This window comes from Nonomuraea sp. NPDC004580 (assembly GCF_040609855.1).
GTDB classification, from domain to species: Bacteria; Actinomycetota; Actinomycetes; order Streptosporangiales; family Streptosporangiaceae; genus Nonomuraea; species Nonomuraea salmonea.
Genome location: NZ_JBEXLH010000026.1, coordinates 93,821 through 107,324, shown reverse-complemented (window position 1 = coordinate 107,324; position 13,504 = coordinate 93,821). Strand labels below are relative to the sequence as shown.

The 13,504-nt window shown below is 72.5% G+C and carries 12 protein-coding genes; 5 read left to right on the top strand and 7 right to left on the bottom strand.

The window, feature by feature from the left end; genetic code table 11:
• The first annotated feature begins 35 nt into the window (after positions 1-35).
• Entirely contained in the window at positions 36-959 is a 924-nt protein-coding gene (locus tag ABZW11_RS25675; RefSeq protein ID WP_355421751.1) for a serine hydrolase domain-containing protein, read from the top strand.
• 15 nt (positions 960-974) lie between these two features.
• Positions 975-1,355: a VOC family protein gene (locus ABZW11_RS25670; protein WP_355421742.1), complete on the top strand. Its 381-nt coding sequence runs from the start codon at positions 975-977 to the stop codon at positions 1,353-1,355.
• Here ABZW11_RS25670 and ABZW11_RS25665 read toward each other — a convergent pair.
• Positions 1,352-2,239: a TIGR03619 family F420-dependent LLM class oxidoreductase gene (locus ABZW11_RS25665; protein WP_355421739.1), complete on the bottom strand. Its 888-nt coding sequence runs from the start codon at positions 2,237-2,239 to the stop codon at positions 1,352-1,354. The two genes, ABZW11_RS25670 and ABZW11_RS25665, sit on opposite strands and share 4 nt — an antisense overlap.
• Before the next feature lie 65 nt (positions 2,240-2,304).
• Here ABZW11_RS25665 and ABZW11_RS25660 point away from each other — a divergent pair, with 65 nt between their 5' ends.
• Together ABZW11_RS25660 and ABZW11_RS25655 are read left to right on the top strand one after the other, a co-directional pair.
• Complete coding sequence (locus ABZW11_RS25660; protein ID WP_355421736.1) at positions 2,305-3,162, top strand: phosphotransferase; 858 nt, start codon at positions 2,305-2,307, stop codon at positions 3,160-3,162.
• 59 nt (positions 3,163-3,221) lie between these two features.
• Positions 3,222-3,482 (top strand): zf-TFIIB domain-containing protein, encoded by a 261-nt coding sequence (locus ABZW11_RS25655; protein ID WP_355421733.1) that lies wholly within the window; start codon positions 3,222-3,224, stop codon positions 3,480-3,482.
• A gap of 62 nt (positions 3,483-3,544) precedes the next feature.
• Here ABZW11_RS25655 and ABZW11_RS25650 read toward each other — a convergent pair whose 3' ends face one another.
• Both ABZW11_RS25650 and ABZW11_RS25645 read right to left on the bottom strand, forming a co-directional pair.
• Positions 3,545-4,519 carry a hypothetical protein gene (locus tag ABZW11_RS25650; RefSeq protein WP_355421730.1) on the bottom strand — a complete coding sequence of 325 codons (975 nt, stop codon included), beginning with the start codon at positions 4,517-4,519 and terminating at the stop codon, positions 3,545-3,547.
• A 38-nt stretch (positions 4,520-4,557) separates the two neighbouring features.
• Positions 4,558-6,159, bottom strand: coding sequence for an ABC-F family ATP-binding cassette domain-containing protein (locus ABZW11_RS25645; RefSeq protein ID WP_355421727.1), 1,602 nt, complete (start codon positions 6,157-6,159; stop codon positions 4,558-4,560).
• Positions 6,160-6,508: 349 nt separating this feature from the next.
• Between ABZW11_RS25645 and ABZW11_RS25640 the strand changes: the two genes are divergently transcribed.
• Positions 6,509-8,263 carry a long-chain fatty acid--CoA ligase gene (locus tag ABZW11_RS25640; RefSeq protein WP_355421724.1) on the top strand — a complete coding sequence of 585 codons (1,755 nt, stop codon included), beginning with the start codon at positions 6,509-6,511 and terminating at the stop codon, positions 8,261-8,263.
• Positions 8,264-8,308: 45 nt separating this feature from the next.
• On the opposite strand, the gene ABZW11_RS25635 is transcribed toward ABZW11_RS25640, so the two are convergent.
• The 4 genes from ABZW11_RS25635 to meaB form a co-directional block, all read right to left on the bottom strand.
• Positions 8,309-9,400, bottom strand: a complete 1,092-nt coding sequence (locus tag ABZW11_RS25635) for an acyltransferase family protein (protein ID WP_355421722.1) — start codon at positions 9,398-9,400, stop codon at positions 8,309-8,311.
• On the bottom strand, positions 9,397-10,017 hold the full coding sequence (locus ABZW11_RS25630; protein WP_355421719.1) for a TetR/AcrR family transcriptional regulator: 621 nt from the start codon (positions 10,015-10,017) through the stop codon (positions 9,397-9,399). Before ABZW11_RS25630 ends, ABZW11_RS25635 begins: the two co-directional genes overlap by 4 nt.
• A gap of 74 nt (positions 10,018-10,091) precedes the next feature.
• Positions 10,092-12,308: a CehA/McbA family metallohydrolase gene (locus ABZW11_RS25625; protein WP_355421716.1), complete on the bottom strand. Its 2,217-nt coding sequence runs from the start codon at positions 12,306-12,308 to the stop codon at positions 10,092-10,094.
• A 145-nt stretch (positions 12,309-12,453) separates the two neighbouring features.
• Positions 12,454-13,413: a methylmalonyl Co-A mutase-associated GTPase MeaB gene (meaB, locus tag ABZW11_RS25620; RefSeq protein WP_355421713.1), complete on the bottom strand. Its 960-nt coding sequence runs from the start codon at positions 13,411-13,413 to the stop codon at positions 12,454-12,456.
• Positions 13,414-13,504 lie beyond the last annotated feature (91 nt).

The window sequence follows — 13,504 nt, the reverse complement described above, 5'->3', positions numbered from 1 at the left end:
GAGCCCGCGTTGACGACCTCGACCTTGATGTCCGGATGCGCGGCCTGGAAACCGCCGGCCGCCCGCCGGCCCGCCGCGACTCGATCTTCGACCTGGCCTCGGTCAGCAAGCTGTTCACCACGACGGTGCTGCTCTCGCTGGCCGAGGAGGGCAGGCTGGACCTCGACGCGCCGGTGACCGCGCACCTGCCGGCCGCCGATCCCCGCATCACCCCGCGCCGCCTGCTCACCCACACGGCGGGCCTGCCGCCGACCCGCCGCATCGACCAGGAGCTGCCGGACGCGGACCCCGGCGCCCGCCTGGCCGCCATGGTCGCCACGCCGTCCGCGCATCCGGTCGGCGGCCCCTACCTCTACAGCGACGTCGGCATGGTCATGGCCGGCCGCCTGGCCGAGCTGACCGGAGGGGCGCCGCTGGACGTGCTGGTACGCGAGCGGGTCACCGGCCCGCTGGGACTGTCCGGCACCGGTTACCGGCCAGGCCCCGAGGCGCTCGGCCGGGTGGCCGCCACCGAGTGGAAGGCCGAGCGGCCAGGGCCCGGATGCGTGCGGGGCGAGGTGCACGACGAGACCGCGTACGCGCTCGGCGGCGTGGCCGGGCACGCGGGCGTCTTCGCCCCCGCCGACGACCTGCTGGCCTTCGGCGAGGCGCTGCGGCTGGGCGGCGGGCCGGTGCTGGGCGCGGCGGCCGTGGCGGAGATGACGCGCGACCAGGGCGCCGAGGGGGCGCCGTTCCGTCACGGGCTGGGCGTGCGGATCGGCGATCCAGGCATCGTCGGGCCGCTCAAGGACGCGTACGGCCACTCGGGCTTCACCGGCACGTCCCTGGTGGTCGACCCGGCCCGCCGCCTCACCGTGGTGCTGCTGACCAACGCCGTGCACCCCGTACGCGGCCGCGAGGGCGTCAGGGAGCTGCGGAACGCGGTCGCGGAGGAGGCGGCCCGCCTGTCCGGCCTCTGACGTAGCCTGCGAAGTATGAGCGTCCAGCTGAACCACACGATCGTTCCCGCGAGTGACCGGGACGCCACGGCGGACTTCCTCGTGGACGTGCTCGGTCTCGAACCGGCGCCGGTCTACGGGCCCTTCCGCGTCGTCACGCTCGCCAACGGCGTCTCGCTCGACGTCGTGCAGGCCGGCGATGACGTGCCGGAGCAGCACTACGCGTTCCTGGTGAGCGAGGAGGAGTTCGACCGCATCTGGGGCCGGATCAAGGAGCGCGGGCTGACGTACTGGGCCGATCCCTACCACCGGGAGCCGGGGCGGATCAACACCAACGACGGCGGGCGCGGGCTCTACTGGTCCGACCCCGACGGGCACAACCTGGAGATCATCACCGTGCCGTACGGCGGCGGTTAGGGAGCCAGCGCCTCCAGGGCCTCCTCGGCCCTGCGCATCGCCTCCTTGGGCTCGGCGGCCGGGATGTCCTGGTCGAAGTTGAGGTCGTGGAAGACGTCGGTCACGCCGGCCGCGCCCAGGGCCGCCACGTCGCGGCGGATCTTGCCGTACGTGCCCGACAGCGGCCGGTCCTCGTCGGCGGCCCGCACCCGCGTCGCCCCGCGCACCACGAAGCGGAACGCGCCGGGGTCGCGCCCGGCCGCCGCCAGCTCCGCCTTGATCATCTCGATCCTGCCGCCGATGGCCGTCAGGTCCTCCCTGCTGGAGCTGACCCACCCGTCGGCCAGCCGGGCCGCCCTGCGCAGCGCGACGTCAGCCGATCCGCCGAGCAGGATCCGCGGCGGCCCGGGCTCGGGCTTGGGGTCGACGTGGGCGGGCGGCACCCGGTAGAAGTCGCCGCTGTGCTCGACCACGTCGTCGCTCCACGCCCGGCGCAGCAGCTCGACGAACTCCTCGCCCCTGCGCCCGCGCCGCTCCATGCCGACGCCGCTCGCCTCGAACTCCTCGGGCAGCCAGCCCAGGCCGATGCCGGCGGTGACCCGGCCGCCGGACAGCGTCTGCAGGGTGGCGAGCTGCTTGGCCAGCAGGATCGGCGGCACGTACGCGTTGACCACCGCGACGCCGAGCCCGATGCGTCCCGTCACGGCCGACACGTGGGACAGCGTGATCAGCGGGTCGTGGACGGCGCGGTAGGTGGGGCCCATGGTGCTGCCGACCGGATAGAGCAGCCGCTGGAACGTCCACAGCTCCGCGTAGCCGAGCTCCTCGGCCCGGACGGCGACGCGGCGCATGTGCTCGGGCGTGGCCCACGGCCCTGACACGGGTACGGCGAAACCGATTCTCATGCGCCCAGTTTTCCCTACACCGCCACCGGGAGCCGCGCCACCTGCGGACGAAATAGGCTGTACGCGTGGGTCTCGAGGAGGAGCTGGCGGGCATCGCCGCCGCGTACGGCGGCGCCGGCACGCCCGTGTGGCACCCGACGCGCACCGACGTGAAGGTGTTACGGCTGGGCGAGGTCGTGGTGAAGGCCCACTCGGCGCGCGACGACGCCGAGTCGCTGCGGCCGCGGCTGCGCGCCGCCGCGTCGGCCGCGGTGAGCGGCGTGATGCTGGCCCCGCTGGTGCCCGAGGTGCTGTCGGCGGCGGGGCGCGCGGTCACGGTGTGGCCGGCCGGGCGGCCGATCGCGCAGGACGACGACCCCGGCGCGGCCCCCTGGGAGGAGGGCGCCCGGATGCTGGCCAGGCTGCACGCCGTGCCGCTGACGTTCCTGCCGGCGCTGCCGCCCGCCGGAGGCCCGGCCAGGGCGGCCCGCGCGGTCGATCGCATGCCGGGTGACGGGCCGGTCGAGCAGCTGATCAGGCGGGCGTTCAAGGAGCTGCCCGAGCCGCCGCCGCTGCCCGGGCTGCTGACGCACGGCGACTGGCATCTCGGCCAGCTCGTCCACCGCGACAGGTGGCTGCTCATCGACGTCGACGACCTGGGCGTGGGCGACCCGGCGTGGGACCTCGCGCGGCCCGCCGCCTGGTACGCGGCCGGCCTGCTCGAACCGGCCGTGTGGGAGCGGTTCCTCGGCGCCTACCTCGCCTCCGGCGGGCCCGCCCTGGGCCCTGGCGACGACCCGTGGCGCCGGCTCGACGTGCCGGCCAGGGCGCTGACCGTGCAGCTCGCGGCGGTGGCGGTGGTCAACGCGGGCCGCGAGGGCCGGGAACTCGACGAGGTCGAACATTCGTTAGTCGAAGCGTGCAACAGAATCGTCAGGGCGTGACGGCGTTGCGCGCGATAGGTTTCAACCCTGAGACCTCGAAGTCAAGGAGAGCGACTTAGATGCAGTGCCCCAAGTGCCGCGGAAACATGCGGACTTATGAGCGCAACGGCGTCCACATCGAGCAGTGCGACAACTGCCGGGGTATCTTCCTCGACTACGGCGAGCTCGAGACGCTGGCCCGGATGGAGTCGCAGTACCACGCGGCGCCCCCGCCCCCTCCGGCGGCTCCCGGGCCGGCCTGGGGAGCCCCCCACCATGGCGGCCACCACTACGGCCACCACCGTCAGCGCAGCTGGGTGGGCATGCTCTTCTCCACCTGATCCTCATGGGGCCGCGCCCCGCCAGGAGCGCGGCCTTTCCGCTGCCGGGCCTCGTCGCGGGTCTAGCCCGGGAAGTCCTCGGGGTCCACCGGCGCGGTGCGGGCGTTGCCGCCGCTGATCGCGTGCAGCGTGAGCCGCCAGTCGTGCCAGAGGATCTGCGTCGCCGTGTACGTCGTCTTGAACTTCACGGTCTTCTCGAAGCGTTCGAAGCTGCAGTCGCGGGTGAAGGCGCCTGACTTGCCGTCCCAGTCGGTGCCGTGCGTGAAGTAGATCTTGTAGTTGCCGTCGCGGACGCCCTTGACCTTGAACGTCGCCTTCCTGCGCACGTACACGCTGAACACCTTGCTGCCGCCCCTGAGCGCGGTCACCACGGCGTCGAGGCTGCCGCCGTTGTCGATCTCCAGCGAGCTGCGGCCGTCGAGCGTGCCGCCCTTCTTGACGAACGCTCCGTTGCGCAGCCGCCGCGTACGCCGCTCGCCCGCCTCGACCGTCACCACGTCGGCCGGGTAGTCGCCGGCGGTCTGCAGGGCGCGGCCCGCCTTGTCGAGCGCGGTCAGCTTGTCGCCGAGGTCGGTCAGCACCGCCGACGGGGTGCACAGGTCGCGGGAGCCGACCTTGCCCGCCGTCGAGCCGAGGCCGGTGGCGACCTCGCGCAGGCTGGCGACGTACGTCTCGTGCTGGGCGCGTACGGCGTCGGGCGGGGTGAGGGCGGACAGCGCCTCGACGGCGCCGCTCAGCGCCTCCTCGGCCCGTCCCACCCGCTGGTCGAGCGCCTTGACGCCGCGTGCCTTGGTCAGGCCGCTGATCGCGTCGGTCATCGCCTTGCGCCGGCTCTCCAGCTCGCCCTTGTACGCCTCGGGCGTCAGCGCGGCCGAGGTCTCCTTGCCGTCGGTGGCAGGGGCGGTGCCCTCGCCGCCCGCGACGCCGCTCACCTTCGACTCGCCCCCGGTGGGTGACTCACCGGCCGCTGAGCACGCGCCGAGCGTGGTGATGGTCACCAGAGCGAGAACGGAGGAGATCAACCGGGGTGTAGCCACCTGCCACACTATCTCCGGGTTGATCCCCAACCGTCAATTCACGTTTCCGACAGTCCCTCCTCCCGGTCCTGCCGCAGCCACCGGGTGATCCCGAGCGTCTCCAGGAACGGCAGGTCGTGGCCGGCCACGATCAATGCGCCCCGGTACGCCGCCAGCGCCTCGGCCAGCTGCCTGACGCTGGCCAGGTCGAGGTTGTTGGTCGGCTCGTCGAGCAGCAGGAGCTGCGGCGGCGGCTCGGCCGACAGCAGCGCGGCCAGCGTGGCCCTGAAGCGCTCGCCGCCCGACAACGTGCCCGCCAGCCGCTCGGCCCGCTCCCCGCGGAACAGGAAGCGCGCCAGCCGGGCGCGCACCTCGTTGACCGACGCCGACGGCGCCACCGCCCTGACGTTGTCCACCACGCTCAGCCCGTCGTCCAGCAGGTCGAGCCGCTGCGGCAGGTAGCGGACGGGCACGTTCGCGCCGTGCGCGAGTATGCGCTTGAGCAAGGTGGTCTTGCCGGACCCGTTCGGCCCGAGCAACGCGATCCGCTCCGGCCCCCGCACGACCAGCGTCTCCACCACGCTCCTCCGCTCCTGCCCCTCCTCAGCCTCCGGCCGGCCAGGCGGGTCGAGGGGGAGGGTGAGGACCACGCGGCCCTGGGGGACCTCCGTGCCGGGGAGTTCGATGCGGATCTCGGCGTCGTCGCGGACCACCTGCTCGGCCTCGCGCAGCCGCTCGCGGGCCTCGGCGAGCCGCTCCTCGTGGAGTGCGCGCTGCTTGCCCGCGGTGACCTGGGCCTTGCGTTTGAGCGCGCCGGCCGTGAGCTTGTCGACCTTGTTGGTCGCGAAGGCCTTCCTGCCGGCCCTGGCGCTGCGCTCCAGCCTGGTCCGCGTCTCGATCAGCTCGCGCTGCCGGTGGCGCACCTCGCCCTCCGCCGTGCGCACGACACGCTCGGCCACCTCCTGCTCGGTGGCGACCTGCTCCTCGTACGCGCTCAAGTTCCCCCCGTACAGACGGACGGCGCCGTCACGCAGCTCGGCGATCTGGTCGGCCAGCTCCAGCAGCGCCCGGTCGTGGCTGACGACGAGCAGCACGCCCTGCCAGGCCTCGACGGCGGCATGCAGCCGCTGCCTGGCCGCCAGGTCGAGGTTGTTGGTCGGCTCGTCGAGCAGCAGCACGTCGGGCCGCTTGAGCAGCTGCGCGGCGAGCGCGACCATGACGGCCTCGCCGCCGGACAGCGTGCCGACCGTGCGGTCGAGCCCGACGTGGGCGAGCCCGAGCCGGTCGAGCTCGGCGCGGGCGCGCTCCTCGACGTCCCAGTCGTCGCCGACGACGGCGAAGTGCTCTTCCGCCACGTCGCCGCGCTCGATGGCGTGCAGCGCGGCCCGCGTACGGGTGATCTCCAGCAGGTCCGACACGGTACGCCCGGCCCGCAGCGGCACGGTCTGCGGCAGGTGGCCGACCACGCCCGCCACGGTCACCGACCCCGTACGCGGCATCAGCTCACCGGCGATGATCCGCAGCAGCGTGGACTTGCCCGACCCGTTCACCCCGATCAGCCCGGTACGCCCGGCGGGGAAGGCCGCGTCGAGCCCGTTGAGCTGGCTGGTGCCGTCCGGCCAGGAGAAGGATACATGGTCTACGACAATCGAATACGCCATGAAGCGGCTCCCATCACAAAAGTCGAAATCTCGCGACTTGAGCGGGAATCACCGCATACGCACGCGCCTACGAGGGATCTCGGCGAAGAGCCCATCGGCCTGAAGGGGACGAGGAGCCGTCAGAGGTCCAGGAGACGCGCGCAACCCTCTGGCGTGGCCCGGATCGGGCGTGCACGGCAGGGCGGAACGGCGCGGTGCCCGCGACCTCAGATCCTCACGTCGGCTGCCCCCATGGATCGGCGATGAGACGGTCGGAAGCATACGTCACGCCCCACGGCATGGCAAGAACCATCGACTGGAGCGCCACCGCCGCCTTAGAGTCGGGCCATCACCCCCCAGGAGGTCAGGCATGTCCAGCATTCCCTCCCTGCTCCGCGACCGGATCGCGGCCACTCCCGACGCCGAGGCGTACCGCGTGCCCTCGGACGACGGGTGGACCTCGTTGTCATGGCGCGAGGTGGGCGACCGGGTGCGCGGGCTGGCCCTCGGCCTGGCGCAGCTCGGCTCGGGCCCCGGCACCCGCGTGTCGATCCTCTGCTCGACCCGCCTCGAATGGATCCTGTGCGATCTCGCCGTGCTGGCGACCGGAGCGGCCACGACCACGATCTACCCGTCCAACACCGCGGCGGAGTCCGCGTTCATCATCAACGACTCCGGCAGCACGATCGTCGTCGCCGAGAACGACGACCAGGTCGCCAAGCTGAGGTCGGTGCAGAAGGAGCTGCCCGGCGTCACACACGTGATCGTCATCGACGGCGCGGCCGGCGACGACGGCTGGGTGATCCCGCTCGCCTCGGTCGGCGCGAGCGAGGGCGACTACGACGCCATGGTGGACGCCATCGCCCAGGACTCCCTGGCCACGCTCATCTACACCTCGGGCACCACGGGCCGGCCCAAGGGCGTCGAGCTGACCCACGACAACTGGCTCTACACCGCCGAGGCGGTCCGCGAGGTCGGCCTCATCTCCCCTGGCGACCTGCACTTCCTGTGGCTGCCGCTGTCGCACTCGTTCGGCAAGCTGCTGGAGGTGGTGATGATCGGGCAGGGCGTGCCGACCGCGATCGACGGCCGCCTCGACAAGATCGCCGAGAACCTCGGCGTGCTGCGGCCGACCGTGATGGCCGCCGCGCCGCGCATCTTCGAGAAGATCCACAACACGGTCGTGGCGAACATGCGCAACGACGGCGGGCTCAAGCTGCGCATCTTCGAGTGGGCGCGCAGGACCGGCATCAGGGTGAGCAGGGCCCGCCAGCGCGGCGTGCCGGTGCCGGTGACCACCCGGGCCGAGTACGCGCTCGCCGACCGGCTGGTCTTCGCCAAGCTGCGCGAGCGGTTCGGCGGCCGGATCCGCTTCTTCATCTCGGGTGCGGCCCCGCTGTCGCAGGACATCGCCGAGTTCTTCGACGCGGCCGGCCTGACCATCCTCGAGGGGTACGGGCTGACGGAGTCGTCGGCCGGCACCTTCCTCAACCGGCCGGAGTCGGTCAAGTTCGGCACGGTCGGGCTGCCGTTCCCCGGCACCGAGGTGCGCATCGCCGACGACGGCGAGATCCTCATCAAGGGGCGCGGCATCATGCGCGGCTACCACGGTTTGCCCGAGGAGACGGCCGGGGCGCTGGAGGACGGCTGGCTGCACACCGGCGACATCGGCGAGGTGGACGAGGCCGGGCGGCTGCGCATCACCGACCGCAAGAAGGAGCTGATCAAGACCTCGGGCGGCAAGTACGTCGCCCCGACCTACCTGGAGGGCCGGATCAAGGCGGCCTGCCCGTACGTGTCGCACGTGTTCGTGCACGGCGACCGCCGCAACTACGTCACCTGCCTGGTCACCCTCGACATGGAGGTGGTCAAGCCGTGGGCCGAGGCGGAGTCGCTGCCCCTCGACCCGGAGGAGCTGCGCGAGCACCCGCGCATGCGCGCCGAGGTCGAGAAGGCGATCGAGCAGGTCAACGCGGGCGAGGCCGGCTACGCCACGGTCAAGAAGTTCGCGATCCTGGCGAGCGACTTCACGGTGGAGACGGGCGAGCTGACCCCCAGCCTCAAGATCAAACGCAAGGCCGTGGAGGAGCGCCACGGCGGCGTCCTCGACGCCTTCTACAGCTGAGCACGCTGGTCGCGGCCGGGCCCGGGAATGGGCCCGGGAATGGACTCAGAGCACCCGCCTGGCGCCCGGCAGCGACCGCACCAGATAGGCCAGCCCCCAGCACAGCGGCAGCGCGAGCACCAGCATGATCGCGAACTTGACGATCGCGATCGCCTGGATCCAGCTCAGCGCGTGGCCGAGCCCGACCAGCACGAGCGGGTGCAGGATGTAGACGGTGAAGGCGTGCTGGGCGAGGAAACGCCCGCGCGGCCCCTGGGTGCCGAACCGCTCCCTGAACAGCACGGTCAGCCCGATGATCATGCTGACGGCGAAGACCGACTCCCACAGCGCGGTCAGCGTGCTGGAGACGAGGCCGGTGGTCACGAGCGAGGCGGGCAGCACGGTCGCGCTCGCCCCGGCGGCCGTGAGCAGCCCGATCCGGCCGGCCCGCGCGGGCAGCGAGGCGAACCAGCCGCGCCGCCAGGCCACGCATCCGGCCGCGAACATGGCGACGTACTGGGGCAGGAAGCTGGCCGACGGCAGCCCGAGCACGGGGATGTACGTGCCGGTCGGCACCGGGATCCGCCACAGGGCCGTCACGGCCGCGAGCCCGAGCGTGAACAGCACGACCTGCCGCGTGCGCAGCGGGACGTCCGCGCGCTCCGGCGCCGGCCTGCGGGCCCGCCAGGCGGCGTAGACCAGCGCGAACACGATCAGCACCTCGGCGAACCACATCGGGCCCGGGTCCCAGGAGAACAGGTAGAACTGCCAGTACGGCATGCCGGGCAGATCCGCCAGTGCGCCGAAGTTCACCATCGGGCGCAGCACCACGAGGAAGGCGAGCAGCGGGACGCCGAGCCTGATCAGCCGGTCGCGTACGAACGCGCGCCCGCCCTTGCGCGCGTGGGAGCCCGGCGTGAAGAAGCCGGAGATGAGGAAGAAGAAGCCCATGAAGAACGCCTGGTTGAAGACCACCAGCAGGTCCAGCAGGCCCCCTGAGGGGTCGCGGGCCGGCTCCAGGTAGAACCAGGCGGGGATGTTGCCGTACGTGATGGCGACGTGGTGGGCGACCACCAGCACGGTCAGCACGACGCGCAGGTTGTCGACGGCGTGGAGCCTGGGGGTCCTGGTGGCGGGGGTGGCGGTCTCTGTCGTCATGCGCGGCAGGCCCTTTCGAAAAGGTCGGCGAGTTCGCCGGCGTGGGCGTCGAGGTCGTGGTCGGGGTGGGCGGCCCAGTAGGCGAACATGCTGTCGATGGCGGCCGAGTGCGTGACGGCCATGACCCGGGTGTCGAAGCCCCTGAACTCGCCGCTCTCCTGGCCCATCCGGTAGAAGTACTCGAACGTCTGGTAGATCGGCTCGCTGGTGTGCACGCCGTAGCGGGGCCGCCCGTCGGCTCCCCTGAAGTTGTTGAAGATCTCCCCGAGGGCCGCGAGCTGGGTGCGGTGGCCGCGCATGTGCTCGGCCACGGCCAGCACGTACGTCCTGAGCAGCTCGCTCGCCGTGGTGCGGCCCTCCATCCGGGCCGCGACGTGCTCGGCGATGCGTCCGTAGGTCCGCTCGACCACCTCTTCCATCAGCTCGTCCTTGCCGGCGAAGTGGTAGGAGATCACTCCCTTGCTGACGCCGGCGTGCTTGGCGATCCGGGCGAGCGACGCCTGGCCGTAGCCGACCTCGGCGATCACCTCGATGGCCGAGGCCACGATCTGTGCCCGCCTGGCCTCCTCGATGAACGAGCGGGATTTCTGGCCGCCCGGCTCAATTTCTGACCGCATGGCCAAAATTTAACACACCTGGCCAGAAAGCACGACGGCCCCCCGCGTCCGCGGGGGGCCGTCCGTCGGGGCGTCTAGGACTCGAGCCGGCTCGTGTAGACCGCCCTGGCCTGCTGCAACAGGGACATGTGGTCGCCGAACTGGTACGGGCTGGCCAGCCGCCCGTGCTGGCGGATGAGCTGCTCCAGCAGGTCGAGCCACTCCAGGCACCACAGCACGTCCTCGCGCCTGGCCAGCGGGCGGCCGTCCACGTCCACGTAGACGGGGCTGGTCAGCGCGTAGCCGGTGGCGGTCAGCGTGCGCGGATGCGGCGCGCACAGGACCTCGGCCACCACGTACGTGGGCGCGTCCAGCGTCAGCTCGGCCGTCACGGTCAGCGGCTCGTCGCCGCAGTCGCGGCCGTCGGGGGCCAGCCGCTCGGCCCCCGCGCACAGGCCGTCGGCGGTGCGGATGCGGATCGCCACCGCCTCGGGCCCGACCGTGGCGGCCGTGACGCTGATGCGGTCGCCCGCGGTGGCGTGGAGGACGTGGCCGGGGCCATGGCCGTTCACGCTCAGCTCCAGCCAGGGGCCGGTGGTGGCGAACGTGCGGCCCGCGCGTACGGCGGCGGCGAACGAGCGCGCCGTCAGCTCCCCCTCGACCTGCGCGTAGACGCGGGCCCAGCCGGGCGGGTTCGACTGGGTGTCGGAACGGGTGAAGGAGATCATCGCGTCGGTGCCCGCGGTGACGGCCAGCCGGTTGCCCGCGCCGATCAGCCGCCTGTAGACCGCCGCCGTGGCCGGGATGGAGGCGTGGGTGAGCACGTCGAGGCTGTCCACCAGCCCGAGCGCGGCGTCGGCGACCAGCTCGCGGGCGGCGCAGTTGCGCGGCACCGGCGAGACCACGCCCGTGGGCGGGTCGCCGTCGCCGATCGGGGTGCGGAAGGGGTGGCTGTAGCCGACCAGCGCGCCGAGTCCGCGCAGCTCGCGCAGCCCGTCGGCGTTCGGCGGCCAGTCGGCGTCGCCGTCGAAGCCCGTGTGGTAGCGGCCGGGGGCCGAGCGCGGCGCGAAGGCGTAGACGTGGCCGAGCAGGTCGTTGCGGTATTCGACGCCCATCCTGGCCACGTGGGTGCCGTCGGACCAAGGCAGGTCGCGGCCGGTCCAGTGTTCGAGGGCCTCCCTGTCGTAGACCCGGCGGCCCGAGACGTTGCCCGCCAGCAGGTTGAGCACGTGGAGGTCCTCGCCGTGCTGGGCGGCGGCCGCGTCGGCGGGCACGGCCACCAGGTCGCCCGCCCAGTTGAGGTGGACGTGCAGGTCGCCGCCGTACCAGCCGCGGGCGGCGGCGTCGTACAGGCGGTCCGGGGCCAGCTCGACGAGCCGCTCGGCCCCTGGGCCGGGGGTGAGGGCGAGCTCGCGCTCGCCGTACTCCATGCCCCTGGCCGCCCGCACGGTCAGCGGCAGGCTGGGGACCTCGACGACGAGGTCGTCGCCGTGGAAGTAGGGGTGGCCGTGGTAGTCGTAGCGGTGCGGCACGCCGGAGGGGAACCAGCCGCTGCCGTCCTGGTCCACGACGCTCCACCGGCACGGCGTGCCCGCCGACAGCCGGAGCCTGGCCGCGGGCACGTGGCGCACGAGCGTGTCGAGCCTGACGCGTTCGCCGTCCACCAGGATCGTGCTGTCCTCGTCCACCTCTACCAGCCAGGCGCCGTGCGGCGCCAGCACCCGGCCGGTGCCGTCGACGGTGACCTGGCAGGGCTCGTCGCGCTTGGAGTCGAACAGCAGCGAGATCCGCTCGCCGCCGCGGCCGGGCAGCCCCGCCGTGCGCGCCTCCTGCCAGGGCACGGCGGATCCGCCGTGCTCGGGCGCCTGCGCCTCCCCCGGCTCCACCACGAACGGCACGTGGCCGCGCACCTGGTCCTTCTTGCCGCCGCCCGTGAGGGACGCCGGCGTGCCGATCAGCACCGTACGCGGCGCGCCCTCCAGCACCACGCCGCCCTGCTTGATGCGGACGGCGACGAGGTGGCCGGGCAGCTCACCGTCGAGGGTGTCGCGCAGGACGCGGTCGTAGTCGGGCTCGGCGAGCCTCGCGGCGAGCCGGTCGTGCGGCTCGTCCGGGTGGTCGGCCGCGACGGCCTGGAGGACCAGGGACCAGAAGCGGTCGAAGAGCGCGGGCGGCAGGACCCTGCGCCGGGCGAAGAACTTCACGTAATGGATCTCCGGTTCTCCCCAGGTGATGCCGTGTCGGTCGAGGAGGCGGCCGTACTCCTCGAGCTCGTCGGTCACGCTTCCGGGCAGCATCGATTCCGCACCCATGTGCGCCTCCCCCACGTCGGTTGGGCGCCATCGTGGCATGGATCACAGGACGGTTTCGCCGGGCCGGAGCGGGCCGGAGGGGGAATCCTCATCCCCGGGAGAGGTATCTCCACCTGCGGGGTTCCGATGCTGCTCCGCTCCCGGTTCAGGACCGGGTGAATGCGGACAGAATGCGTTCCGCCGCCAGCGCGGGCGTCAGCTCGCCCGCCAGCACCTCGCGCTCGACCGCCGCGCTGATCTCCGCCACCCGGGGGTCGGCGCGCAGCTCGGCCAGCAGCCGGTCCTTGACCAGGGTCCAGGTCCAGCCCACCTGCTGGCGGCGGCGCTTGGCGCCGAGGTCGAGGCCCTCCTGGTGGGCGAGCACCTTGGCCCAGACCTCGTCCAGCCCATCTCCGGTCAAGGCGCTGCAGGTCAGGACGGGGGGCGGGGGCGCGTCGGAGCGCAGCATGCGCAGCGCGCCCGCCAGCTCGCGGGCGGCCTTGCGCGCGGGCAGCTCGTACTCGCCGTCGGCCTTGTTGACCGCGATGACGTCGGCGAGCTCCAGCACGCCCTTCTTGATGCCCTGGAGCTGGTCGCCGGTGCGGGCCAGGGTGAGCAGCAGGAACGTGTCCACCATGTCGGCCACCGCGGTCTCCGACTGGCCGACGCCGACGGTCTCCACCACGACGACGTCGAAGCCGGCCGCCTCCACCACGACCATGGCCTCCCTGGTGGCCTTCGTGACGCCGCCGAGCGTGCCCGAGGTGGGCGAGGGCCTGATGAAGGCGGCGGGATCGGCCGCCAGGCGGGACATGCGGGTCTTGTCGCCGAGGATGCTGCCGCCCGTCCTGGTGGAGGACGGGTCCACGGCCAGGACGGCCACCTTGTGCCCCTGCCCGGTCAGCCGCGTGCCGAGGGCGTCGATGAACGTGGACTTGCCGACCCCCGGCACGCCGGAGACGCCCACTCTGCGGGCGTGCCCGGTGAACGGGGTCAGCTCGACGAGCAGCCGTTGCGCGAGCGCGTTGTGGTCGGGTCTGGTCGACTCCACCAAGGTGATCGCGCGGGCGATCCAGGTGCGCGAACCGGCCCGTACGCCGCGGGCGTAGTCCTCCAGCGAATGCACCCCACTTACCCCTTTCTTCGCAGTTGATCAGCCTAACTTCTGACAAATTCTGACTTTTGCCAGTAGGGTGCTGGAGTTCTGATCTCAGCCG